The following is a 23,406-nucleotide window of genomic DNA, read 5'->3' as shown; positions in this document are numbered from 1 at the left end:
TCTCGACGGTCTCAGTTCACGGCGGACGTCGCTTCGACATGTCGCGGTAAGGTCACCCTAATCCGGGTTCCGCGTTGGTGCTCGGGGTCAGCCGGGCTGTCGATGGTGATTTGTCCATAATGCTCTTCAACGATGGAATAGACCAGCGCGAGGCCCAGTCCTGTTCCTTCGCCCGGATCCTTGGTGGTGAAGAAAGGTTCGAACAAGCGGTCCATGATGGCTTTCGGAATGCCGCTGCCTTCGTCTTCGACGATCAGATCGACCGTGTGTTCGGAGGCCTCGCTTTTCACGCGCACTGCACTGCCGGCGGGTGATGCGTCGCGGGCGTTGGACAGCAGATTGATCAACACTTGTGCGAGACGTTGTGGGTCACCGTCCACCCAGTGGTTGGGGTTGCAGAGGTTATAGAACTGCACTTCGAAATTGCGCCGGTTCAGCGCCAGCAGACCAATGGCATCCTGCGCCACCTCCGCCAGGCACACGGGCTCGTCGGCGTGTTGATGTCCACCGGCGTGGGCGAAGCTCATCAGTGACTGCACGATGCGGGAGACGCGCTTGGTCTGTTCGATAATCTGGCTGCTGATTTCCGTCAGCTCACTGTCTTCTTCGCGTTCTTCGCGCAGGTTCTGCGCCAGGCAGGCGATGCCGGTGATCGGGTTGCCGATTTCGTGGGCAACGCCGGCAGCCAGTCGACCAATGCTCGCAAGCCGCTCGGAGTGCACGAGTTTGTCCTCGAGCATCTGGGTATCGGTCAGGTCTTCCACCAGAATCACCAGCCCGCTGTTACCCGGCGCGAGCGGCTCGTCGATGGCCGCCTTGTGCAGGTTGAGCCAGCGAGTCTGACCGTCGAGGCCCAGGCGCTGCTTGTGCAAGTGTTCGTCAGGGACGTTGATGAAACCCAGCAGCAGCTGCTTCCAGGGATCGACGATGGTCTCGAGCCGTGACCCGACGACGCGCTGAGCGCCGATGCCGGTCAGCTCTTCCATGGCCTTGTTCCACATCAGGATCTCCTGATCCTTGGCCAGGGAGCACACACCCATCGGCAGTTCTTGCAGGGTCTGGCGGTGATAACGGCGCAGGGCGTCGAGTTCTGCCGCCAGGCCGGTGAGGCGGGAGTGGTAATCCTCGAGGCGGCTTTCGATGAAGTGGATGTCCTCGGTGACGTAGTTCTCACTGCCGGATTTGTACGGCAGAAACGTCTCGACCATGTCCTGCGCAACACTCGGCCCCATCAGCCCGGAGAGGTTGGCCTCGATACGGTCGCGCAAACGCCGCAGCGCATAAGGGCGGCGCTCGTCGAATGGCAGATAAAGATCCCGCAGCGCCTGTTCGACTTCCTTCTGCGCAGCCTTCGCGCCCAGGGGTTTGGCCAGTTGGGTGGCGAACTCCTGGGGGGAGGCGGCGTGCAGTTCGCGACGCTGTGGGCGGCGAACGTTGTCTACCGCGCAGGCCTCGGCCGCACTTGCCTCTTCGGGGCTGGGATTGCTGAACAGTGAAATCAGGGTGAACACCAGCACGTTGGCCGCCAGAGAAGCGATGGCCGCCATGTGCCAGCTGGTGTCATCCAGCACGTAAATCATGTTCAGCAGCGGGATGTAGAACCCCTGGAAGTCGCCGATCAGCGGCAGCAACATGCTGATGGTCCAGACCGCGATGCCTGCGATGAGCCCCGCCATGAAACCGCGTCGGTTGGCGGCCGGCCAGTACAGCACCGACAGCACGCCGGGTAGAAATTGCAATGTTGCCACGAAGGCGACGATGCCCAGATTCGCCAGATTCTGCTTGGCGCCGAGCAACAGATAGAAGCCAAAGCCGGCCATGATGATCGCGACAATCAGGCCGCGCCGTGTCCACTTCAGCCAGCGATAGATATTGCCTTCGGCTGGCGGCTGGTAAAGCGGCAGCACCAAGTGGTTCAGCGCCATGCCGGACAACGCCAGCGTGGTGACGATGATCAGTCCGCTCGCTGCGGAAAGTCCCCCGATATAGCCGAGCAACGCCAAGGTCTTGCTGTGCGCGGCGATGCCGATGCCCAGGGTGAAATATTCAGGGCTGGTGGTGGCGCCCAGTTTCAACCCTGCCCACAGCACTAGGGGTACCGCCAGACTCATCAGCAGCAGAAACAGGGGCAGACCCCAACTGGCGCTGACCAGCGAGCGGGGGTTGAGGTTTTCAGTGAAGGTCATGTGATACATGTGCGGCATCACGATGGCTGAGGCGAAGAACACCAGCAGCAGCGTCCGCCATGGGCCTTCCTGCAGGGGTGTGTGCAACGCCGCCAGTGCGCTCTGGTTTTGCAGCAGCCATTGCTCCAGGCTCTGCGGCCCATCGAACACGCCGTACAGCGCATACAGACCGATGCCGCCGATGGCGACCAATTTGATGACCGACTCGAAGGCGATGGCGAACACCAGCCCTTCGTGTTTTTCCCGGGTGGCGATGTGACGCGAGCCAAAGAAGATAGTGAACAGCGTGATGAGCGCGCAGAACGCAAAGGCCACGTAGTTGCGCACCGGTTCCCGGGTGAGAATGCCGATGGAGTCGGCCACGGCCTGGATTTGCAGTGCCAGCAATGGCAAGACGCCGATCATCATGAAGATGGTCGTCAGCGCGCCCGCCCAGGTGCTGCGAAAGCGGAACGCAAACAGGTCAGCCAGTGATGAGAGCTGGTAGGTTCGGGTGATCTTGAGAATGGGGTAAAGCAGGACGGGGGCGAGCAGGAAAGCGCCGGACACCCCCAGGTAACTCGACAGAAAACCGTAGCCGTATTCGTAAGCCAGCCCCACCGTGCCGTAAAACGCCCACGCACTGGCGTAGACGCCAAGTGACAGCGTGTAGGTCAACGGGTGACGAATGATCCAGCGCGGGATCAGGCCACGCTCACTGACCCAGGCAACGCCGAACAGCAACGTCAGGTAGGCGGCACTGACCAGAATCATCTGGGTCAGGCTAAAGCTCATCGGCATCTCGTTGGCTCTGCAGAATGAAGGTCACGACGATCAGGATCAGCCACAGCATGTAGGGCCTGTACCAGGCGCCCGTGGCGTCGATCCACCAGTCCATGATGGCGGGGGAGAACAGATAGATGCCCACCACCAGCAGCAGGACCAATCGATAAATGTACATTTGGCCTCCCAGGTTGACTGACCAGACGATGACGGAGCGGCATGGTAACGGATGGCGATGGGGCTGCAAGCGACGTTTCCGCCAGCTTTGTGCTCCCTCAACATGAATCGGTGGCGCGAGCTCAGTCTATTCGAGCTTCCTCGATAGCACCTAGGCGGGGTATCGAATCGGCGTTCCAGTGGGCAACGGCCCAATCCAGTACCTCTCGGGGTGTAGCGTCATCCAGTTCACCTGGTGTCTCTTGGCCCAAGGCCCGCAGCCCCCGGAGCAGCAACGGCGTGGCCTGGTCCGGCGGCAGTGGCGGCGATCGGTAGGACTTACCCAGCTTATGGCCATCGGGCTGGGTGATCAGCGGTACATGAAGGTAGCGCGGTTGCGGCAAGCCCAGCAGTTCTTGCAGGTACAGCTGACGTGGCGTGGAATCGAGCAGATCTGCGCCGCGTACGATGTCGGTCACTCCTTGCCAGCCGTCGTCGAGGACAACCGCCAACTGGTAGGCGTAAAACCCGTCCCGGCGACGAATGATGAAATCTCCCGAATCGCGCCCCAGATGTTGACGAAACTCCCCCTGCACCCGGTCTTCGAAGCGGTATTCCAGCTCAGGCACCCGAATCCGGATGGCCGCATCCTCGGGTGGGTGGCCCGCATTACGGCAAAAACCCGGGTAAATGCCGTTGTAGCCTTCCAGTTGCTTGCGCGAACAGGTGCACGCGTAAGCGAGGCCCTGGCTGAACCACCGATGGATGATTGCCTGGTAAGCCTCGTGCCGGTCGCTTTGCCTGACCAGTTCGCCGTCCCATTCGAATCCGTAGGCTTCGAGGGTGTGGAGTATTCCTGCCTGGGCACCCGGGACCTCGCGGGGAGGGTCGAGATCTTCCATGCGCATCAGCCATTTTCCACCGACCGAGCGGGCGTCGAGATAGGAGGCCAGGGCTGCTACCAGAGAACCGAAGTGCAGATAACCGCTGGGGGTTGGCGCAAAGCGCCCTATATAAGAAGGGGTTTTCATGGGCGCTGATGGTACTGGAAATAAAACGTACGAAATACCGGAGGACATGTCATGGCGTGTGGGAAAGCGCTACGCCCCGGTAGGGCGCTTTCCAGCCCACGCCGCCGCGTGCCCGGCGGTCTTGAGACAAACGAAAAAGGACGCCGAGGCGTCCTTTTTACTGGATCAACAGGATCATTTACCGACCTGTTTTTCCTTGATTTCAGCGAGACTTTTGCAGTCAACGCACATATCGGCCGTTGGGCGGGCTTCAAGGCGCTTGATACCGATCTCGACGCCGCACGATTCGCACCAGCCGTATTCCTTGTCCTGAATCAGCTGCAGCGTCTTGTCGATCTTCTTGATCAACTTGCGCTCACGATCACGGGCGCGCAGTTCCAGTGCGAATTCTTCTTCCTGGCTTGCACGGTCGGCAGGGTCAGGGAAGTTAGCCGCCTCGTCCTTCATGTGAACAACCGTGCGGTCAACTTCTACCATCAACTCCTGTTTCCACTTGGACAGGATCTTGGTGAAGTGCTTGCGCATGGGGTCGCCCATGTATTCCTCACCCTTCGTCGCAACGTAAGGTTCGAAACCACTGATTGCCGGGGTGCTCTTTTGCTTTTCTTCGGTGGGCATGAACGGACCGCCTCTCACTCTTCTAAGCCATTACACAGGTTAAGATCCATCGCCGACACCTGCCGGCCCTGCGGCTGCAAGCGGGCGAACTTACCAGATCGAATCGGAGCGCGCTACTCCCGGTTGTCGAGGATGGCCTGCAACACGCACGTGGACTATGACCACAGGCTGAGCCCCCGGTTTTATCTATTTTGCAGCGCGTCGAGTTTAGTCCCTGCGCCCGCAAGCCCCGGGTTTTCCGGACTGTCGGCTGCAACTCACTGCCGTCAAGGCGGATAAACGCTGTAGCCCACTCGGGCGGATGAGTAGAATCGGCCACTTGTCTCGCCACCCCTCACCAAAGGAAGGCCCATGCCACAGCCCTACAGTGCGCGCAGCCGCGCCATAGAACCCTTTCATGTCATGGCGCTGCTGGCGCGGGCGAATGAACTGCAAGCGGCCGGGCATGACGTCATCCACCTGGAGATCGGCGAGCCGGATTTCACCACGGCCGAGCCGATCATCAAGGCCGGTCAGGCGGCGTTGGCCGCTGGCAAGACCCGTTACACGGCGGCCCGTGGTCTGCCGGAATTGCGCGAGGCGATTGCGGGCTTTTACGCGCAGCGTTACGGCGTGAATGTCGATCCGGGCCGGATCCTGATTACGCCGGGCGGTTCCGGTGCGTTGCTGCTGGCGGCGAGTCTGCTGGTCGATCCCGGCAAACACTGGCTCCTGGCCGATCCGGGTTACCCGTGCAACCGGCATTTTCTGCGCCTGGTGGAGGGCGCCGCGCAGTTGGTGCCCGTGGGCCCGGACGTGCGTTATCAACTGACGGGCGATCTGGTCGCCCAATACTGGAACGAGGACAGCGTCGGTGCGCTGGTGGCTTCCCCGGCCAACCCGACCGGGACCTTGCTGCACCGGGACGAACTCGCCGCGCTTTCGGCGTCGCTCAAGGCGCGGGATGGCCACCTCGTGGTTGACGAGATCTATCACGGTCTGACCTACGGCACCGACGCGAGCAGCGTGCTGGAAGTCGACAACGATGCCTTCGTGCTGAATAGTTTTTCCAAGTATTTCGGCATGACCGGTTGGCGACTCGGTTGGCTGGTTGCGCCCGACGCGGCGGTCGGTGATCTGGAAAAGCTGGCGCAGAATCTTTACATCAGCGCGCCGAGCATGGCGCAAAGTGCGGCACTTGCCTGTTTCGAGCCACAGACCCTGGAGATCCTCGAGCAACGTCGTGCGGAGTTCGCCCGACGTCGCGACTTCCTGCTTCCGGCGCTGCGCGAACTGGGCTTTACCATTGCCGTGGAGCCCGAGGGCGCCTTCTATCTATACGCAGACATCAGTGCGTTCGGCGGCGACGCGTTCGCGTTCTGCCATCACTTCCTGCAAACCGAGCACGTGGCGTTCACACCCGGGCTGGATTTCGGTCGGTACCGCGCCGGCCACCATGTGCGCTTCGCCTACACCCAAAGCCTGCCTCGCCTTCAGGAAGCGGTCGAGCGTATAGGCCGTGGTCTTCGGAGCTGGCAAGGCTGATGCGTTTCTCTCCTCCCCTTGAAGAAGGCCGGCTGATTCAGCGCTACAAGCGTTTCCTCGCCGACATCGAGACCGCCAGCGGCGAACTGCTGACGATTCACTGCCCCAACACGGGCTCCATGTTCAATTGCATGATGCCGGGGGGGCGCGTCTGGTTCAGCAGGTCCAATGACCCCAAGCGCAAGTTGCCGGGTACCTGGGAAATCACTGAAACCCCACAGGGTCGGCTCGCCTGCGTTAACACTGCGCGCGCCAACAGGCTGGTGGAAGAAGCACTTCTGGCCGGCGTAATCACGGAATTGGCGGGGTTTACGGCGCTCAAGCGCGAAGTTGCCTACGGTCAGGAAAACAGCCGCGTCGACTTCCGGCTGGATTATCCAGAGGGCCCGCTGTACCTGGAAGTCAAAAGCGTGACGTTGGGCTTTGATGACAGCCGTGTCGCTGCGTTTCCCGACGCGGTCACTCAACGCGGCGCGAAGCACCTGCGCGAACTGGCGGCCCTGGCCCGGGAAGGCGTGCGTGCGGTGTTGCTGTATTGCGTGAACCTGACAGGCATTGATGCCGTGCGGCCCGCTGCCGAAATCGACGCGGCCTATGCTGCTGCCTTACTTGACGCAAATGCGGCGGGGGTTGAAGTCCTTGCGTATGGCGTGGCGCTCACCCCTGACGAGGTGCGCATTGATCGGCGTCTTGAGATTCACCTCACCCAGACGCGCCCGCTCAGTCCGCTGCCACCGGGTTGATCCAGATGCCCTGAGCGTCCTCGTCGCAGGCGATAGCCCTGAGGGACTTGCCCTCGCAAGGGCCGGCTACACACTCGCCGCTTTCGATGAGGAACAGGGCACCGTGAGTGGCGCACTGGATCAGACTGGCGCTGGCATCGAGAAACTCATCGGCCTGCCATTCCAGCGCCACCCCGCGATGGGGGCACCGATTGGCGTACACATACACTTGACCCGCTCGCCGGACGGCCAGAATCCTGAGTTCATCAACCTCGAACCCGAGGCTTTTGCCTTCCATCAGCGCAGCGCTGTCGCACAGGTATTTCAGCATGGTCTCCTTGGCGCTTGACGCTCAAATGCAAATAATCATCAAATTCCTGGCCCTGGCAGGCTGCGCATTCTGCCAGCAGTCGAACCCGCCAGTCGATGAACGAAATCCAGCCAGTCGCGCCTTGAGGTGATCGACTGGGCCTTCCTTTATAGGGGACGCACCTTTTTATGCGCTTCACCTCTCAACTGATCGCGCTGGGCCTGGCCTGTTTGCTGGCGATGTGGCTGTCCCTCGCCCTCGGGCCTGTCAGCCTGCCGATGATGGATACTTTGCGCGCGGTTCTTCATCTGATGGGCATGCCCTTGGCGGAGGACAACTTGCAGCAGGCGGAGCTGATCGTGGGCCAGATCCGCCTGCCCCGTACGTTGCTCGGGCTGGCGGTGGGGGCTGTGCTGGCCTTGTCGGGCGTGGCGATGCAGGCTTTGTTTCGCAATCCCCTCGCCGACCCCGGTCTGGTCGGGGTTTCCAGTGGCGCGGCATTGGGCGCGGCGGTGGCCATCGTTGCCGGAGCATCGCTGGGCGGTTTCCCTGAGCCGTTCCAGCCGTATTTGCTGTCAGTCTGCGCATTTGCCGGTGGGCTTGGCGTGACCGCAATCGTCTATCGGCTGGGACGCCGCGACGGCCGAACCAGCGTCAGCACCATGCTGCTGGCGGGTGTAGCAATGACGGCGCTGGCCGGCTCAGTCATCGGCCTGCTCACGTATATGGCCGACGACGCCAGTCTGCGGACGCTGACGTTCTGGAACCTGGGCACACTTAATGGTGCCAGTTACGCACGGCTCTGGCCTCTTTTGCTGGTTTGCGCGGCGGTGATCCTCTGGCTGCCGCGCCGAGCCAAGGCGCTCAACGCGCTTCTGCTTGGAGAATCGGAAGCGCGCCATCTGGGCATCGAGGTCGAACGCCTCAAGCGTGAGCTGATTCTGTGCATCGCCCTTGGCGTCGGGGCTGCCGTCGCAGCGGCGGGGCTGATCGGCTTCATCGGCCTGATCGTGCCGCACCTGGTGCGACTGCTGACCGGGCCGGACCACCGCGTTGTCCTTCCCGCCTCAGCGCTGGCAGGGGCAACACTGCTGCTCTTCGCAGACATCTTCGCCCGACTGGTGATGGCGCCGGCGGAGCTGCCAATCGGAATTGTCACCGTGTTCCTTGGCGCGCCGTTTTTTCTTTTCCTGCTGGTTCGAGGCCGTCGCTGATGTTGATCGCTAATGACCTCGGCATCGTGCGCGATGGCAAACAGGTGGTCGCCAACATCGACTTGGCGTTGGCGCCCGGTCAGATGCTCGGCGTGCTGGGCCCCAATGGGGCCGGCAAAAGTTCGCTGATGGCTGCCCTGTGCGGCGAGCTTGCCCCGACTCACGGTCACGTGGTGCTGGACGACATTCCCCTGAATCAATGGCGCGGCCACGAACGGGCGCGTCGGCTGGCGGTACTGCCGCAGAGCTCGACATTGGATTTCGCGTTCAAGGTCGAGGAAGTGGTTGCGATGGGCCGCTTGCCCCATGACAGCGGTCAACAATGTGACGGAGAAATCATCCAGCACGCCCTTGCGGCGGCCGATGGGCTTCACCTGCTCGGTCGCAGCTATCTGACGCTGTCGGGCGGCGAGCGTCAGCGGGTGCACCTGGCACGAGTGCTGGCGCAGGTGTGGCCGGGCGAGGAGGGCCAGATTCTCTTGCTGGACGAGCCCACGTCGGCGCTCGACCCGCTGCATCAGCACACCACGCTGTTGGCCGTTCGTGCCTTCGCCGACCGTGGCGGCGCGGTGATGGTGATCCTGCATGACTTGAACCTGGCAGCCCGTTACTGCGATCAGCTGTTGCTGCTGGCGCAAGGGCGCGCACATCTATCCGGCACACCAGAGCACGTGCTCACGCCTGAGGCGCTGAAGTCGGTGTTCGGTCTGGATGTTCTGGTGCAGCCTCATCCCGAGCGTGGGCATCCGCTGGTGATCGCTCGCTGAATGGGCTCGTGTCGATGTGCATCAGCTGCCTTTATCGATGCAGCAGCCCCGTTTCCATTGCCTGTGCGGGCAATGTCCTTCGGACAATTCTTGTAATCACGTAGGCCTGCTCTTTTGCGTCTTTGTGACCGTTCAGGCACAGCCGTTCTCGATTATCGTCGCCTCAAGCCAAGGTATCGAGGATGTGTAATGAACGACTTAAACGAAGCGATTGACGTGCATGCGGTCGATGCGTCATTGGCGCAACTGGCTATAGGCCTGATGGAATTGGCTTCGTTGAATGCCGATGACACGCCGGAAAAGATCATTGCGTTGTGTCATCGAGCCCTGACACCTGTGGGGCATGTTGCCGCCGTATGTGTAATGCCCCGATTCGCAGGACTGGCGCGGCGCACCCTCGACAGCCTGCATGCGCGGGAGGTCAGCGTCGTGGCTGCGGTTAACTTTCCGAGCGGTTCGCCTTCTGTCAGCTCGGCCGAGTCGGAAACCCAGGCGGCAATCCTCGCGGGTGCCGACGAAATCGATCTGGTCTATCCCTTCCATGCGCTGCTTGGCGGGGACAGACAGATTGGCGCGGACATCATTAACGCCTGTAAAGCCAGATGCGGTCGTGCCGCATTGACCGTCACGCTGGAAACCGGCGTGCTGCGTGATCCGCAGGTCATTTACGGCGCAAGCTGTGTGGCAATTCAGGAGGGCGCCAACTTTCTGAAAACCAGTACTGGGAAACAGGTCCTCAACGCGACACCCCAGGCCAGCCGGATTTTGATTGCGGCCATCGCCGAGTCAGGCGCGCATGTGGGCATCAACGTCTCCGGGAATGTACGGACGCTCAAGGAAGCGCGGGTTCACATGGATCTGGTCAAGGCACGATTTGGCCCACGCTGGCTTGAGCAGGGGAGACTGCGGCTCGGGGCGACCAGCCTGCTGGATGATTTGTTGGGCCACTTGGGAGTAGGGGCCTGAATCCCGGGCAAAAAAAAAGACCCGGCAAAGAGCCGGGTCAAAAACCGTGATTAGCCTGATGAGGAGATAATCTGAGAGTCCGAACCAAGGAGCCTTTCAGGTTATCGACCAGTCTCGCGACCGGATGTGATAATCATAGTGATTCTCATTTGTAAGTCAACAGTGTTCTGCAGACTATTTTGCTTATGGAATGTGGCGTTCCCGGATTAGCCCAGAACTGGCGTCCTTCAGTTCAGTGTCCATGGAATCTTTGTGCGCTTGGGGCAGCTCGGCCCAAGGGCGATCTGACAACGCGCCTTCCAGTGAGTAGAGCAGCGCTTTGGAGGCCCGGAATCCCCTGACCTGAACGGCCCGGTAAGCCTGAATCGCGCCGAGTCGCCGCAGATCAGCAATCGTGTGAATACCCGCAGCGTGAAGCCATTGAACCGAGGTCCTCCCCAGGTTCTTCATGCCCAACAATTCGTCATCCATGTGCAAACCCATCCTGTGGTTCCATGTAATAACTTCTCCATAGGCTCGACATAAACTGAAAAGGCGAGCCATGCCGTTTAGCGTAGACGACGCCGAATCAATCTGCAGAGTGTTACCACTCGAACGCGGCGTACGCCGCCGAACGGTAGGATCAGGTTGGATTGGATAAGCAGGCGAGGGCAGGCCCGACATGGCGGCGCATGCAGGGCGAGAGGTTAGAGCGAGGCTTAGCGGGTGCGATAGCGCAGGCGAGTACCGAAATTGACTGACATAAGAATCTCGTCAGCACTCAGCTCTGGCGGGAAGTACGCCCCGGATATCTGTGCATGGGCGATGCTTGCACCTTCAAGTTGGCTCGTCCGGAAGTCAACGCCGCGCAAGTCCGCCGACCTGAAGTAAGCATCAGTGAAGTCGATGCGGTCGGCGTCGATCTCACGCAGATCCAGGCCGCGGAAATCGCCTCCAGACAGATCAACAGGGCCCTGCTTAGGGCGTTCGAGGTTGAAGGCGGTCACATCGTCTTTTCGCAACAGTGCGAACAGAGGCGAGTCGAGCTGTTTGGGCTGGTTCATTTGACGTCTCCATTGTTGGTATTCTGACGCCACTATAATGCCACCTATGTCGAGCCGTGAAGCGTTATCCATCACGACTCGACCGCTGGCGGATGCGGGCTATCAGAGCCCCGGCAGATGCTGACGAATGTCGGCGACCAGCTTGTCCAGATCACCACTGACGTTGGTCTCGACGTGGCGGCTGCGCAATATTTCATCAGCGGTCAGCGCCTCGCGACTGGCCAGCTGCGCTTCAATGACTTCCATGGTTGCGTCCGAAGGATCATCATTTTGTGCCCGACGTTGCGCCAGCCAACCCTCGATAACCGCTTTTGGCGCGGCGCAGTCAACGATCAGAAAAGGAACGCCCATTGCCTCGGCAATCTGCGCAGTCGCCTGACGCTGCGGGAGCTTCAAATAGGTTGCATCGATGACCACCGGCAAGCCTGCGCGGAGCACGACACCCGCCAGCTCATTCAGACGCTGATAAGTAGCCGCGCTGACGTCGGCGGAATACAGATCTTCATGGTCGGCGAATGCACGCTTGCGCTCGACATCTGAACGCAGACGGATCGCCCCCAGCGCTTCGACCAGGCGCATCGCAACCTGACTTTTGCCGACCGCGGAAACGCCATGGGTGATGGCCAGAAAATTCGACGGAATCGCGCTATAGCTCTCGGCCAGGTTGGCGTAATTGCGATACTGGCGCAGTGTCGCGGCCCGTTGCACATGATCGGCGTCGGCATTCAGGCTAAACAGCGCCACTTTGGCGCGGACCAGTGCCCGGTAGGCCTTGTAGAAATTGAGAAGCTGAAGTCCCGCATAGTCGCCGGTCAGTTCGAGGTACTGACTGACGAATCGACGGGAAAGGCTTTTCAGGCCGCGATCCTCAAGGTCCATGGCCAGGAAGCCGATGTCGGCATAGACATCTGTCATGCGGAAGGGCTCGTTGAACTCGATGCAGTCGAAAATCACCACCTTGCCATCGATCAGCGTTGCGTTGCCCAAGTGGATGTCGCCATGGCACTCGCGGACAAATCCGTCGAGCTTGCGCTGGTTCATCAATGGCTTGAGGCGCTCGAAACTGCTGTTCGCCCATGCCTCCAGCGCTTCAAGTTGGATGAGGTCAGACTTTTCGCTGAGGAAGGGCAGAATCTGCTCAAAATTTTGCGTGACCGGCGCCATTGCGCTGTCGGCGCTGCCGAGGGGGTTTTCCATCGGCACCTTGGGCGACTTGAGATGAAACTCGGCGATCTGCCGGGCCATGTCGTCGATGTGCGCGGTGGTCAACTCGCCTTTGGCTTGCAAGGTGCTGAGTAATCCGTCCTGCGGAAACTGGCGCATTTTCAGCACGTACTCGATCGCTTCGCCTTCACCATTCAGCTGAGGAGCGTCGATGCTGCCGGTAACAGGCAGCACTTCCAGGTACAGATCGTCCGTCAGGCGCTGGTTCAGCATCAGCTCCTGCTCACAGAAATGCTGGCGCGCCGGCAGGTTGGTGAAGTCCAGAAAACCGAAATTGACCGGCTTCTTCATCTTGTAGACGTACTGGCCGGTGAGGAGCACCCAGGAAATATGCGTCTCGATGACCTGAAACTGTTCGACCGGGTGAGGAAACAGGGCGGGGTTTTGCAGCGCGGCTATCAGTGTCTGGCTCACGGACGATCCTTGAAAGGTGATAAGGCGATAGAGAAGTAGCGAAAGGCGGCCATTATGGCCGCTGGAGCCATTGCTGCAAACCGCTTAAAGGGCGGTCTGTCGGGGGCTTTGAAAGTGCGTATAATCCGCCGCCATGACCCGATCCCGCACCCCGAAAAAATCCCCCAAACCCACCAACAGCCGCCTGCGCAGCCTGTTGGGCTGGGCCCTGAAACTCAGTCTTGTCGGGCTGGTGATCCTTGGCTGCTTCGCCGTTTACCTGGATTCCATCGTCCAGGAAAAATTCTCCGGCAAGCGCTGGACCATTCCGGCCAAGGTCTATGCACGGCCACTGGAGCTGTTCGTCGGCCAGAAGCTTTCACGCGATGACTTCCTTCTGGAACTCGATGCGCTGGGCTATCGTCGTGAAGGTGTGGCCAACGGGCCGGGCGCTGCCGCGGTCAACGGCAACACTGTCGATCTCAACACCCGCGGCTTCCAGTTCTATGAAGGCGCTGATCCGGCTCAGCAGATTCACGTGCGCTTCTCCGGCGATTACGTCGCGGAACTGAGCGCCGCCAATGGCGCCAAGCTTGCTGTCGCGCGGCTTGAGCCCCTGATGATCGGCGGCTTGTACCCGAAGAATCTCGAAGACCGGATTCTGATCAAGCTCGATCAGGCGCCGCCTTATTTGCTCGATACGCTCGTCACCGTCGAAGATCGGGATTTCTACCATCACTTCGGCGTATCGCCGAAGGGGATCCTGCGAGCTTTCTGGATCAACGCTTCCGCTGGCCAGATGCGCCAGGGCGGATCGACGCTGACTCAGCAACTGGTCAAGAACTTCTACCTGACCAACGAGCGCAGCATCACCCGCAAGCTGACCGAAGCGATGATGGCAGTTCTGCTGGAGATTCATTACAGCAAGCAGGAGATTCTCGAGGCCTACCTCAACGAAGTGTTCGTGGGGCAGGACGGTCAGCGCGCGGTCCACGGCTTTGGTCTGGCGAGTCAGTATTTCTTCAGTCAGCCGCTGTCGGAGTTGAAGCTGCATCAGGTCGCCTTGCTGGTCGGTCTGGTCAAGGGGCCTTCGTATTACAACCCGCGCCGCAATCCCGAGCGTGCGCTGGAGCGTCGCAATCTGGTCCTCGATCTGCTTGAACAACAGGGTGTCGCCACCCCCGAAGTGGTTGCGGCTGCGAAGAAGATGCCGCTTGGCGTGAGCAAAGTCGGATCGCTGGCCGACAGCTCGTTCCCGGACTTCCTTGATCTGGTCAAACGCCAGCTGCGTCAGGACTACCGCGACGAGGACTTGACCGAAGAGGGCCTGCGGATCTTCACCAGTTTCGACCCTATTCTGCAGATGAAATCCGAAGCTGCCGTGCGTGAAAGCTTCGCCAGGATTTCGGGCCGCAAAGGCGCGGACGAGATGGAAACGGCCATGGTCGTGACCAATCCGGAGACCGGCGAAGTCCAGGCGCTGATCGGCAGCCGCCAGGCAGGCTTCGCGGGTTTCAACCGGGCGCTGGATGCCGTTCGGCCGATCGGGTCGTTGGTCAAGCCGGCCATCTATCTGACCGCTCTCGAGCGTCCGCAGCAGTACTCGCTGACCAGCTGGATTCCCGACGAGCCTTTTCAGGTGAAAGGCGCCGACGGCCAGATCTGGAAACCGCAGAACTACGATCACAAAGCCCACGGCAACATTTTCCTGTATCAGGGCCTGGCGCATTCCTACAACCTGTCCAGCGCTAAGCTGGGTCTGGACCTGGGCATTCCGAATGTCTTCAAAACCCTGACCAAGCTGGGCGTCACTCGCGAGTGGCCGGCGTTCCCGTCGATGCTCCTGGGGGCTGGCGCGCTGACGCCGATCGAAGTGGCGACGATGTACCAGACCATCGCCAGCGGCGGCTTCAACACGCCGTTGCGCGGGATTCGCAGCGTACTGACCGCCGAAGGGGAGCCGCTCAAGCGCTACCCGTTCCAGATTCAGCAACGTTTCGACCCGGGTTCGATCTATTTGCTGCAGAACGCCATGCAGCGGGTGATGCGCGAGGGTACGGGTAAATCGGTGTACAACGTGCTGCCGAGCACCCTGAATCTGGCGGGCAAGTCAGGCACCACCAACGACTCGCGCGACAGCTGGTTTGCCGGCTTCAGCCAGGACTTGCTGGCGATCGTCTGGATGGGCCGCGACGACAACGGCAAGACGCCGTTCACTGGGGCCACCGGCGCACTGCAGATCTGGACCAGCTTCATGAAGAAAGCCGATCCGCTGCCGCTGGACATGGCGATGCCTGATAACGTCGTGCAGGCCTGGGTCAATGCCAGTACCGGCGAAGGCACCGACGCCAGCTGCCCGAACGCCGTACAGATGCCGTATATTCGCGGCAGTGAGCCGCAACCCGGCCCGACCTGCGGTGGGGCAGCAGCGCCTGCCGATTCGGTGATGGACTGGGTCAAGGGCTGGTTGAACTAAGCCTGGTTGAATTAAGCAAAGAGGATGTGACGTGAACAAGTGGTGGATTCCGGCTGTAACGGCTCTGGCTTTGCTCAACGGTTGCGCGTCCCAGACGCGCAGTGCGATTCCGGTGGTCGATTCAGGGTCACGCGTTTCAAACGGCGAGCGCGTTTCGTCTACTCGCAGCAACACCTATCGCGCGCCGGTACAGGCACCCGCGCAGTCGCAGACGATTCAGGAAGATTCTGGTGTCACGGTCATGGTACCCGGCGGCGCCAACGCCAGTGGTGCGCCTATTTCGACGTTCGTGCCACCCGCTACGGCGCCGATCAGCACTGCGCCGGTTAATCAGGCCCCAGTGAACAATACGTACACACCGCCGCCAGCGACAAGCAATACCTACAACATGCCGGCCTCGGCGCCGACTGGCATTCCGTCTGCGTCCAGCGGCGGGTTGTCAGAAGACGAGCAACTGGATGGGCCGGTGCTGGCGTTGCTCACCACCGCTCAGCAGCAGCAGTCCGGTGGCGATCTCAACGGCGCATCATCGAGCCTTGAGCGTGCTCAACGTGTTGCCCCCCGTGAGCCCCAGGTCCTCTACCGTCTGGCGCAAGTGCGTCTGGCCCAGGGCGATGCGCCTCAGGCTGAGCAATTGGCCCGTCGTGCTCTGACCTACGCCAACGGTCGCGCGAGCCTTCAAGCCAGTCTTTGGGGCCTGATTGCCCAATCGCGGGAAAAGCAGGGTGACGCCGCCGGTGCAGCGTTGGCGCGGCAGAAAGCCAATGGATAAACGCTTTCCGAAAATCGCTGACCAATTGCTGTTGATCGAGCGCGAATTGCGAGTCCTGGGATGGTGGAAGGAAGTGCCGCCCAGCGACGAGTCGCTGTCAAGCCGTGAACCCTTCTGCGTCGACACGCTGGATTTTGATCAGTGGCTGCAATGGATCTTCCTGCCACGCATGAAGATCATCCTTGAGCAGGATATGCCGTTGCCCACGGCATCCGGCATTCTGGAAATGGCGGAGATGGTATACGCCAGCCGTATCCGCGAAGCACGCAACTTGCTGGCGCTGCTGAAAGACTTCGACCGGTTGATTACCGAGGCGGTCTGACCCTCAGTTGCATTGATCGTCGAGGTACTGCTTGACCTCGACGATGCGGGCCTGCCGCTCTTCTTCCGTGAAACGCCTGAACTCGCCATTCACCTCCTGCCGTACCCGAGGGTTGTTCTGCAGTTGGGCAAGATTGGTTCGCTGTTCGTCGCACGCTTCTTTGCGCTTGGCTTCCTGAGCGGCAACCTGTTTTCTGACCTTGGCATCGACCGCCTCCTGCTCCCGTGCTCCCTCCTGGTTCTGCGGGGGCGGGGCAGGTGGGGCGGAGACGGGGCTCCCTGTATTGATTTCCTGTGCTGTCTGCCCGGCAGGCGGCTGGGCGTCGAAATGCGTGACGCCCTGAGCGTCCACCCATTTGTATATCTGCGCGGCCTGGCCGACCGCCGGGGCGACGGCCAGTGTCAGCGTCGCTGCAAGAATCATCCAGCGCATTCCCGGTTCCTTACTTCTGTGGCAATGGCCGGAAACCTATCACAAGCGGGTCGCTACGACCTCATTCGGTGCCTTTTGGCGGGCAGTGGACGAAGAAAGCGCATCGATGACTTGACTTGAGAGGGGCGAATCCGAACAATCCAAAGTTCGCTGTAGAGGGACTGCCAGAAGCAGACCGTCTCGGTAGATCATGAGGCGCACACCCGCGCCGACCCGTAACACCCGCAACGCGTTACCTCGCGCTGGGTGGGAAGACCCCGAAACACTTAAGGGGCGATCCCAATACTTGCTCAGTCAGTGCTGACGTAGTCGGCGACCACCGTCGCTCATGCTCTGCTTTGCAGTAAACCTATTAAGACCCGTCTCCTCGCTTGTGTGGACGGTATTCTGGCGTTTTAGAGGTGAACAACGTGGAGCTTTTATCTGGCGCTGAAATGGTCGTCCGCTTTTTGCGTGACGAAGGCGTAGAGCACATCTACGGGTACCCTGGCGGTGCCCTCCTGCATATATACGACGCGCTGTTCAAAGAACCGGCTGTGAGCCATATCCTTGTTCGTCACGAACAGGCCGCGACTCACATGGCTGACGGTTACGCCCGCGCCACCGGCAAGGCAGGCGTTGTGCTGGTGACTTCGGGTCCCGGCGCAACCAATGCCATCACCGGTATCGCGACCGCCTACATGGATTCGATTCCAATGGTGGTGCTGTCCGGTCAGGTCCCGAGCAACATGGTCGGTACCGACGCGTTCCAGGAAACCGACATGATCGGTATCTCCCGGCCAATCGTGAAGCACAGCTTCATGATCAAACACCCGTCGGAGATCCCGGAGGTCCTGAAGAAGGCGTTCTACCTGGCCCAATCCGGTCGTCCTGGTCCTGTCGTCGTCGATATCCCGAAAGACATGACCAACCCGGCAGAGAAGTTCGAATACATCTTCCCCAAGAAAGCCAAGCTGCGCTCCTACAGCCCGGCGGTCCGCGGCCATTCCGGCCAGATCCGCAAGGCCGTGGAAATGCTGGTCGCGGCCAAGCGCCCGGTCATCTATGCAGGCGGCGGAGTGATCATGGGCAACGGTTCGGCGCCATTGACCGACCTGGCGCAGCAATTGAACGCTCCGGTCACCAACACGTTGATGGGCCTGGGTGCTTATCCAGGCACCGATCGCCAGTTCGTCGGCATGCTGGGGATGCATGGCAGCTACACCGCCAACCTGGCAATGCATCACGCCGATGTGATTCTTGCGGTGGGCGCGCGGTTCGACGATCGCGTGATCAACGGGCCGGCGAAATTCTGCCCGAACGCCAAAATCATTCACGTCGACATCGACCCGGCGTCCATCTCCAAGACCATCAAGGCCGACGTGCCAATCGTCGGGCCGGTCGAGAGCGTGCTGACCGAGATGGTTGCGACCCTCAAAGAGCTCGCCGAAACCCCTAACAAGGAGTCGGTCGCGACGTGGTGGAAGCAGATCGAAGAATGGCGCGCCGGCGGTGACCTGTTCCCGTACAACCGTGGCGACGGAAGCGTCATCAAGCCGCAGACTGTAATCGAGACGCTGTGCGAAGTGACCAAAGGCGATGCCTACGTCACCTCCGATGTGGGGCAGCACCAGATGTTCGCGGCTCAGTACTACCGCTTCAACAAACCCAATCGCTGGATCAACTCCGGCGGTCTCGGCACCATGGGCTTCGGCCTGCCGGCCGCGATGGGGGTTGCGCTGAGTTTCCCGAATGACAATGTCGCCTGCGTCACCGGCGAAGGCAGCATTCAGATGAACATTCAGGAGCTGTCGACCTGTCTGCAGTACAACCTGCCGGTGAAGATCATCCTGCTCAACAACGGCGTGCTCGGCATGGTCCGTCAGTGGCAGGACATGAGCTACAGCGGTCGTCACTCGCATTCCTACATGGAGTCGCTGCCTGACTTCGTGAAGCTGGTCGAGGCTTACGGGCACGTCGGCATGCGCATCACCGATCTCAAGGACCTGAAGCCGAAGATGGAAGAAGCGTTCGCCATGAAAGATCGGCTGGTGTTCCTCGATATCAAGGTCGATATCGGCGAGCACGTCTATCCGATGCAGATCAGAGATGGGTCCATGCGTGACATGTGGCTGAGCAAGACGGAGCGGACATAACCATGCGCCACATCATTTCGCTATTGCTGGAAAACGAACCGGGTGCGCTGTCTCGTGTGGTCGGCCTGTTTTCGCAGCGCAACTACAACATCGAAAGCCTGACAGTGGCGCCAACCGAGGACCCGACCCTGTCGCGTCTGACGCTGACCACCGTTGGCCAAGATGAAGTGATCGAGCAAATCACCAAGAACCTCAACAAGCTGGTCGAAGTGGTCAAGCTGGTCGACCTGTCGGAAAGCGCCCACATCGAGCGCGAGCTGATGCTGATCAAGGTGAAAGCCACTGGCGCCCAGCGTGCCGAGATCAAGCGCACCACCGACATTTTCCGCGGCCAGATCGTCGACGTCTCCAGCAGCGTCTATACCGTGCAGTTGACCGGGACAAGCGACAAGCTGGACAGCTTCATCCAGGCGATTGGCACTACTGCCATTCTGGAAACCGTACGAAGCGGCGTCACGGGCATTGCCCGCGGCGACAAAGTGCTGAGCATCTAACCTAATTTTGCAAATGGCCTTGCGGCCAAGTTATCAGGGGAATTTCATGAAAGTTTATTACGACAAAGACTGCGACCTTTCGATCATCCAGGGCAAAAAAGTTGCCATCATCGGTTACGGTTCTCAGGGCCACGCTCAAGCGTGCAACCTGAAAGACTCCGGCGTTGATGTCACTGTTGGCCTGCGCAAGGGTTCGGGTACTGTCGCCAAAGCTGAAGCTCACGGCCTGAAAGTGACTGACGTGGCTTCCGCCGTCGCCGCTGCAGACCTGGTCATGATCCTGACCCCGGACGAATTTCAGTCCCAGCTGTACAAGAACGAAATCGAGCCGAACATCAAGAAGGGCGCAACACTGGCCTTCTCCCACGGCTTCGCGATTCACTACAACCAGGTTGTTCCTCGTGCCGATCTCGACGTGATCATGATCGCGCCAAAAGCACCAGGCCACACCGTGCGTACCGAGTTCGTCAAAGGCGGTGGCATCCCTGACCTGATCGCCGTTTACCAGGACGCCTCGGGCAACGCCAAGAACGTCGCTCTGTCGTACGCGTCGGGTGTTGGCGGCGGCCGTACCGGTATCATCGAAACCACCTTCAAGGACGAAACCGAAACCGACCTGTTCGGCGAGCAAGCCGTTCTGTGTGGCGGTACCGTTGAACTGGTCAAAGCCGGTTTCGAGACCCTGGTTGAAGCCGGTTATGCGCCGGAAATGGCTTACTTCGAGTGCCTGCACGAACTGAAGCTGATCGTCGACCTCATGTACGAAGGCGGCATCGCCAACATGAACTACTCGATTTCCAACAACGCTGAATACGGCGAGTACGTTACCGGCCCGGAAGTCATCAATGCCGAATCCCGTCAGGCCATGCGCAACGCTCTGAAGCGCATCCAGGACGGCGAGTACGCCAAGATGTTCATCGCCGAGGGCGCCAGCGGCTACCCGTCGATGACCGCCAAGCGTCGCAACAACAAGGCGCACGGCCTGGAAATCATCGGTGAGCAACTGCGCTCGATGATGCCTTGGATCGCGAAGAACAAGATCGTCGACCAAGCCAAGAACTAAGATCACCGATCAGGTTCCTGCAGGAAAAAACGCGGCCCTCGGGTCGCGTTTTTTCGTTATGGGGGCTCATCTGGTATAAAGCTGCATCGTTTGTCGGCCCAGAGGCCACAAGCATTTGTCGAAATTCTTCAGCTGCAAGGTATTGTCCATGAGCGAACGTCCCGAAGAGCCGAACAAGGCTGCTGACGCCGAAAGCCTGCTACCGATTGATGAACACATTGAAGAGGGTCACGACGACGAGGGGCGCCAGGTGCGCCATCGCGGGATCTACCTGCTACCCAATCTGTTCACCACTGCGAACCTGTTCGCCGGCTTCTACGCAATCATCAGCGCCATGAGTGCGCAGAGTGCATTGAGCGCGGGTGATCAGGCGAGCGCGAGCAAATACTTCGCGTTCTCCGCCATCGCCATCTTCGTTGCCATGGTCCTGGATGGTCTGGACGGCCGTGTTGCGCGGATGACAAACACCCAGAGCGCATTCGGCGCAGAGTACGACTCGTTGTCCGATATGGTCGCTTTTGGCGTGGCGCCGGCGCTGTTGGCGTTTGGCTGGGCGCTGGGTGACATGGGCAAGGTCGGCTGGATGGTCGCCTTCATCTATGTTGCGGGGGCAGCGTTGCGTCTGGCCCGGTTCAACACCCAGGTGGGCAAGGCGGACAAGCGTTACTTCATTGGCCTGGCAAGTCCTGCCGCCGCAGGCGTTGTCGCGGGCACCGTCTGGGCGTTCAGCGATTACGGCATCCAGGGTTCGAAACTGTCGTTTCTGGTTGCACTATTGGTCGCGGCAGCGGGCATGCTGATGGTCAGCAACATCAAGTACAACAGCTTCAAAGAGCTGGATCTGAAAGGGCGGGTGCCGTTTGTTGCGATTCTGGCCGTCGTTTTGGTATTCGCTGTGGTGTTCAGTGATCCGCCGCGCATTCTGCTGCTAATTTTCCTTGGATATGCAGCTTCCGGTCCTATCCAGTACCTGCTGCGTCTACGTCGCCAGAGGTAGTTCGCCGACCGTTATTTCCCGCATACTCCGCCGCTATAGATGCTTCAGTTCTCCATAGCTGCGGAGTCATCATGCTGATCAAGATCCCCTCTACATCCGATTGCAAAGAGTCGGATGTCACACCCGAATCCTTTTATCTCTCGCGTCGCGCATTGCTCGGAAGCAGTCTTGCGGGGCTCGCCGTCAGCGCAATGCCTCGCTGGGCGCAAGCCGAAGAAGCCTCGCGCTATACCGACGTCGAAGCCGGCGCTGCCCCTGACTGGTTCAAAGGCAAGTTACCTTCAACGAAGTGGCAAGCCGTTACCGTCAAGGACGAGACGATTACGCCGTTCAAGGACGCGACCCACTACAACAACTTCTACGAGTTCGGCACCGACAAGGGTGATCCCGCGCAAAACGCCGGCTCGCTGAAAACCGAACCGTGGAGCGTCGTCATTGACGGGGAGGTGGCCAAGCCTGGCCGCTACGCACTCGAAGACTTCATGAAGCCCTATCAGCTGGAAGAGCGTATCTATCGTCTGCGCTGCGTAGAAGCGTGGTCGATGGTGATTCCATGGCTGGGCTTCCCGATCTCCGAGCTGCTCAAGCAGGTTGAACCGACGGCGAATGCCAAATACATCCGGTTTGAAACGCTGCAGGACCCGAAGACCATGCCCGGCCAGCGCTCCGGCTTTGCGTTGATCGACTGGCCTTATGTAGAAGGGCTTCGTCTGGATGAGGCGATGAACCCGCTCGCGATTCTGGCGGTGGGCATGTATGGACGGGAACTGCCCAATCAGAACGGCGCGCCGTTGCGTCTGGTGGTGCCTTGGAAGTATGGCTTTAAAAGTGTGAAGTCCATCGTACGCATCAGTCTGACAAGCGAGCAACCGAAGACGACCTGGCAAAGCATTGCGGCAAGCGAGTACGGTTTCTATGCCAATGTGAACCCGACGGTTGATCATCCACGCTGGACCCAGGCACGCGAGCGGCGTCTGCCCAGCGGGCTGTTCAGCCCGAATATTCGCCAGACCGAGATGTTTAACGGGTACGGGGAGCAGGTTGCTTCTCTTTATACAGGCCTGGACCTACGGAAAAACTATTGATGCGTTTCATCTACTGGCGTGTGTCGGTGTTCGTCGCAGCGGCTTTGGTCCCCCTGTATTGGCTCTACCAGGCGTGGATTTTTGCTTTGGGGCCTGATCCTGGAAAGGTGCTAGTTGATCGCTTGGGCTTGGGGACGTTGATCCTGCTTTTGATCACGCTGGCGATGACCCCATTGCAGCGCACGACGGGCTGGCCCGGATGGATCGCCGTTCGCCGGCAGTTGGGGCTGTGGTGTTTCACGTATGTGTCGCTGCACATGCTGGGTTATGGCTTTTTTATCCTGGGCTTTGACTGGGCGCAGTTGGGCGTAGAACTGGTCAAACGGCCCTACATTATTGTCGGGGCGCTGGGTTTCCTGGGGCTGTTGTCGCTGGCGGTCACGTCCAATCGCTATAGCCAGCGCCGTTTGGGAATGCGCTGGAAGAAACTTCATCGGCTCAGTTACCTGATTTTGGGCCTGGGTTTGCTGCATATGCTGTGGATCGTGCGGGCGGATCTGAAGGAGTGGGCTGTCTATGCAACGATTGGCGCGTTGCTTCTGGTGCTGCGGATCCCCGCAATTGCTAAGCGTATACAGCGTCGACGGGTTAAGAGCAGCAGTGTTCCCACTAAAGTTTAAATAAGTGCTTGACGCGTCTCTGGATCTGTCTATAATTCGCCCCACTTCCGGCGCAGACGAAACGGAAAACTCCTTGATAATCAAAGAGTTGGAC

At 59.9% G+C, this 23,406-nt stretch carries 23 protein-coding genes; 14 read left to right on the top strand and 9 right to left on the bottom strand.

The genetic code is table 11. The features are described from left to right. Positions 1–11 precede the first annotated feature (11 nt). The 4 genes from BBI10_RS09580 to dksA form a co-directional block, all read right to left on the bottom strand. A complete protein-coding gene (locus tag BBI10_RS09580) occupies positions 12–2,966 on the bottom strand; it encodes a sensor histidine kinase (protein ID WP_141695148.1) in 2,955 nt (984 codons plus the stop codon). Next, positions 2,950–3,126: a hypothetical protein gene (locus BBI10_RS27160; RefSeq protein WP_002552060.1), complete on the bottom strand. Its 177-nt coding sequence runs from the start codon at positions 3,124–3,126 to the stop codon at positions 2,950–2,952. Before BBI10_RS27160 ends, BBI10_RS09580 begins: the two co-directional genes overlap by 17 nt. A gap of 121 nt (positions 3,127–3,247) precedes the next feature. Further along, positions 3,248–4,135, bottom strand: a complete 888-nt coding sequence (gene gluQRS / locus BBI10_RS09575; protein ID WP_065988294.1) for a tRNA glutamyl-Q(34) synthetase GluQRS — start codon at positions 4,133–4,135, stop codon at positions 3,248–3,250. Positions 4,136–4,309: 174 nt separating this feature from the next. Beyond that, positions 4,310–4,753 carry an RNA polymerase-binding protein DksA gene (gene dksA / locus BBI10_RS09570; RefSeq protein ID WP_065988293.1) on the bottom strand — a complete coding sequence of 148 codons (444 nt, stop codon included), beginning with the start codon at positions 4,751–4,753 and terminating at the stop codon, positions 4,310–4,312. Positions 4,754–5,104: 351 nt separating this feature from the next. Between dksA and BBI10_RS09565 the strand changes: the two genes are divergently transcribed. Next, on the top strand, positions 5,105–6,277 hold the full coding sequence (locus BBI10_RS09565) for a pyridoxal phosphate-dependent aminotransferase (RefSeq protein WP_065988292.1): 1,173 nt from the start codon (positions 5,105–5,107) through the stop codon (positions 6,275–6,277). Beyond that, the gene (sfsA, locus tag BBI10_RS09560) at positions 6,277–7,020 is read left to right on the top strand and encodes a DNA/RNA nuclease SfsA (RefSeq protein ID WP_065988291.1); all 744 of its coding nucleotides are present in this window, start codon (positions 6,277–6,279) and stop codon (positions 7,018–7,020) included. The genes BBI10_RS09565 and sfsA overlap by 1 nt, the downstream gene beginning before the upstream one ends. Here sfsA and BBI10_RS09555 read toward each other — a convergent pair. Beyond that, positions 6,998–7,327 (bottom strand): Rieske (2Fe-2S) protein, encoded by a 330-nt coding sequence (locus tag BBI10_RS09555; RefSeq protein ID WP_065988468.1) that lies wholly within the window; start codon positions 7,325–7,327, stop codon positions 6,998–7,000. The genes sfsA and BBI10_RS09555 overlap by 23 nt on opposite strands. Before the next feature lie 212 nt (positions 7,328–7,539). Here BBI10_RS09555 and BBI10_RS09550 point away from each other — a divergent pair, with 212 nt between their 5' ends. The 3 genes from BBI10_RS09550 (at position 7,540) to deoC (ending at position 10,256) form a co-directional block, all read left to right on the top strand. Beyond that, positions 7,540–8,523: a FecCD family ABC transporter permease gene (locus BBI10_RS09550; RefSeq protein ID WP_167355785.1), complete on the top strand. Its 984-nt coding sequence runs from the start codon at positions 7,540–7,542 to the stop codon at positions 8,521–8,523. Further along, positions 8,523–9,290: a heme ABC transporter ATP-binding protein gene (locus tag BBI10_RS09545; RefSeq protein ID WP_065988289.1), complete on the top strand. Its 768-nt coding sequence runs from the start codon at positions 8,523–8,525 to the stop codon at positions 9,288–9,290. The genes BBI10_RS09550 and BBI10_RS09545 overlap by 1 nt, the downstream gene beginning before the upstream one ends. Before the next feature lie 189 nt (positions 9,291–9,479). Beyond that, entirely contained in the window at positions 9,480–10,256 is a 777-nt protein-coding gene (deoC, locus tag BBI10_RS09540; protein WP_065988288.1) for a deoxyribose-phosphate aldolase, read from the top strand. Between the two features lie 183 nt (positions 10,257–10,439). Here the strand turns inward: deoC and BBI10_RS09535 are convergent, their stop codons facing one another. From BBI10_RS09535 to BBI10_RS09525, 3 genes are all read right to left on the bottom strand, one after another. Beyond that, positions 10,440–10,727, bottom strand: a complete 288-nt coding sequence (locus BBI10_RS09535; RefSeq protein ID WP_065988467.1) for a TfoX/Sxy family protein — start codon at positions 10,725–10,727, stop codon at positions 10,440–10,442. Positions 10,728–10,954: 227 nt separating this feature from the next. Further along, positions 10,955–11,299 (bottom strand): pentapeptide repeat-containing protein, encoded by a 345-nt coding sequence (locus BBI10_RS09530; protein ID WP_065988287.1) that lies wholly within the window; start codon positions 11,297–11,299, stop codon positions 10,955–10,957. 102 nt (positions 11,300–11,401) lie between these two features. After that, positions 11,402–12,937: a bifunctional aminoglycoside phosphotransferase/ATP-binding protein gene (locus BBI10_RS09525; protein ID WP_065988286.1), complete on the bottom strand. Its 1,536-nt coding sequence runs from the start codon at positions 12,935–12,937 to the stop codon at positions 11,402–11,404. A 133-nt stretch (positions 12,938–13,070) separates the two neighbouring features. On the opposite strand from BBI10_RS09525, the gene mrcB reads away from it, so the two are divergent. The 3 genes from mrcB to BBI10_RS09510 are packed head-to-tail and all read left to right on the top strand — an operon-like array spanning position 13,071 to position 16,486. Further along, on the top strand, positions 13,071–15,392 hold the full coding sequence (gene mrcB / locus BBI10_RS09520; RefSeq protein ID WP_065988285.1) for a penicillin-binding protein 1B: 2,322 nt from the start codon (positions 13,071–13,073) through the stop codon (positions 15,390–15,392). Between the two features lie 31 nt (positions 15,393–15,423). Next, positions 15,424–16,164: a tetratricopeptide repeat protein gene (locus tag BBI10_RS09515; protein WP_065988284.1), complete on the top strand. Its 741-nt coding sequence runs from the start codon at positions 15,424–15,426 to the stop codon at positions 16,162–16,164. After that, a complete protein-coding gene (locus tag BBI10_RS09510; protein WP_065988283.1) occupies positions 16,157–16,486 on the top strand; it encodes a YqcC family protein in 330 nt (109 codons plus the stop codon). Before BBI10_RS09515 ends, BBI10_RS09510 begins: the two co-directional genes overlap by 8 nt. A 3-nt stretch (positions 16,487–16,489) precedes the next feature. Here the strand turns inward: BBI10_RS09510 and BBI10_RS09505 are convergent, their stop codons facing one another. After that, positions 16,490–16,918: a DUF4124 domain-containing protein gene (locus BBI10_RS09505; protein ID WP_065988282.1), complete on the bottom strand. Its 429-nt coding sequence runs from the start codon at positions 16,916–16,918 to the stop codon at positions 16,490–16,492. A 410-nt stretch (positions 16,919–17,328) separates the two neighbouring features. Here BBI10_RS09505 and BBI10_RS09500 point away from each other — a divergent pair, with 410 nt between their 5' ends. The 6 genes from BBI10_RS09500 to msrQ all read left to right on the top strand — a co-directional run bounded on the left by BBI10_RS09500 (position 17,329) and on the right by msrQ (position 23,312). Then, positions 17,329–19,053 (top strand): acetolactate synthase 3 large subunit, encoded by a 1,725-nt coding sequence (locus BBI10_RS09500; RefSeq protein ID WP_065988466.1) that lies wholly within the window; start codon positions 17,329–17,331, stop codon positions 19,051–19,053. 2 nt (positions 19,054–19,055) lie between these two features. Then, positions 19,056–19,547 (top strand): acetolactate synthase small subunit, encoded by a 492-nt coding sequence (ilvN, locus tag BBI10_RS09495; protein WP_065988281.1) that lies wholly within the window; start codon positions 19,056–19,058, stop codon positions 19,545–19,547. Between the two features lie 46 nt (positions 19,548–19,593). Then, the gene (gene ilvC, locus BBI10_RS09490; protein WP_065988280.1) at positions 19,594–20,610 is read left to right on the top strand and encodes a ketol-acid reductoisomerase; all 1,017 of its coding nucleotides are present in this window, start codon (positions 19,594–19,596) and stop codon (positions 20,608–20,610) included. Positions 20,611–20,758: 148 nt separating this feature from the next. Next, positions 20,759–21,607: a CDP-diacylglycerol--serine O-phosphatidyltransferase gene (pssA, locus tag BBI10_RS09485; protein WP_065988279.1), complete on the top strand. Its 849-nt coding sequence runs from the start codon at positions 20,759–20,761 to the stop codon at positions 21,605–21,607. Between the two features lie 71 nt (positions 21,608–21,678). Further along, a complete protein-coding gene (msrP, locus tag BBI10_RS09480; protein WP_065988278.1) occupies positions 21,679–22,692 on the top strand; it encodes a protein-methionine-sulfoxide reductase catalytic subunit MsrP in 1,014 nt (337 codons plus the stop codon). After that, positions 22,692–23,312, top strand: coding sequence for a protein-methionine-sulfoxide reductase heme-binding subunit MsrQ (gene msrQ, locus BBI10_RS09475; RefSeq protein ID WP_065988277.1), 621 nt, complete (start codon positions 22,692–22,694; stop codon positions 23,310–23,312). Before msrP ends, msrQ begins: the two co-directional genes overlap by 1 nt. The last annotated feature ends 94 nt before the right edge of the window (positions 23,313–23,406 follow it).

It is taken from the genome of Pseudomonas graminis, from assembly GCF_001705435.1.
Classification (GTDB): Bacteria; Pseudomonadota; Gammaproteobacteria; order Pseudomonadales; family Pseudomonadaceae; genus Aquipseudomonas; species Aquipseudomonas graminis_B.
This window is presented reverse-complemented; position numbering and strand designations above follow the sequence as displayed.

Excerpts from the sequence above, each read along its gene's own strand:
- BBI10_RS09580 (WP_141695148.1), bottom strand. The coding sequence starts at position 2,966 with ATGCCGATGAGCTTTAGCCTGACCCAGATGATTCTGGTCAGTGCCGCC.
- BBI10_RS27160 (WP_002552060.1), bottom strand. The coding sequence starts at position 3,126 with ATGTACATTTATCGATTGGTCCTGCTGCTGGTGGTGGGCATCTATCTG.
- gluQRS (WP_065988294.1), bottom strand. The coding sequence starts at position 4,135 with ATGAAAACCCCTTCTTATATAGGGCGCTTTGCGCCAACCCCCAGCGGT.
- dksA (WP_065988293.1), bottom strand. The coding sequence starts at position 4,753 with ATGCCCACCGAAGAAAAGCAAAAGAGCACCCCGGCAATCAGTGGTTTC.
- BBI10_RS09565 (WP_065988292.1), top strand. The coding sequence starts at position 5,105 with ATGCCACAGCCCTACAGTGCGCGCAGCCGCGCCATAGAACCCTTTCAT.
- sfsA (WP_065988291.1), top strand. The coding sequence starts at position 6,277 with ATGCGTTTCTCTCCTCCCCTTGAAGAAGGCCGGCTGATTCAGCGCTAC.
- BBI10_RS09545 (WP_065988289.1), top strand. The coding sequence starts at position 8,523 with ATGTTGATCGCTAATGACCTCGGCATCGTGCGCGATGGCAAACAGGTG.
- deoC (WP_065988288.1), top strand. The coding sequence starts at position 9,480 with ATGAACGACTTAAACGAAGCGATTGACGTGCATGCGGTCGATGCGTCA.
- BBI10_RS09535 (WP_065988467.1), bottom strand. The coding sequence starts at position 10,727 with ATGGATGACGAATTGTTGGGCATGAAGAACCTGGGGAGGACCTCGGTT.
- BBI10_RS09530 (WP_065988287.1), bottom strand. The coding sequence starts at position 11,299 with ATGAACCAGCCCAAACAGCTCGACTCGCCTCTGTTCGCACTGTTGCGA.
- mrcB (WP_065988285.1), top strand. The coding sequence starts at position 13,071 with ATGACCCGATCCCGCACCCCGAAAAAATCCCCCAAACCCACCAACAGC.
- BBI10_RS09510 (WP_065988283.1), top strand. The coding sequence starts at position 16,157 with ATGGATAAACGCTTTCCGAAAATCGCTGACCAATTGCTGTTGATCGAG.
- BBI10_RS09505 (WP_065988282.1), bottom strand. The coding sequence starts at position 16,918 with ATGCGCTGGATGATTCTTGCAGCGACGCTGACACTGGCCGTCGCCCCG.
- ilvN (WP_065988281.1), top strand. The coding sequence starts at position 19,056 with ATGCGCCACATCATTTCGCTATTGCTGGAAAACGAACCGGGTGCGCTG.
- ilvC (WP_065988280.1), top strand. The coding sequence starts at position 19,594 with ATGAAAGTTTATTACGACAAAGACTGCGACCTTTCGATCATCCAGGGC.
- pssA (WP_065988279.1), top strand. The coding sequence starts at position 20,759 with ATGAGCGAACGTCCCGAAGAGCCGAACAAGGCTGCTGACGCCGAAAGC.
- msrP (WP_065988278.1), top strand. The coding sequence starts at position 21,679 with ATGCTGATCAAGATCCCCTCTACATCCGATTGCAAAGAGTCGGATGTC.
- msrQ (WP_065988277.1), top strand. The coding sequence starts at position 22,692 with ATGCGTTTCATCTACTGGCGTGTGTCGGTGTTCGTCGCAGCGGCTTTG.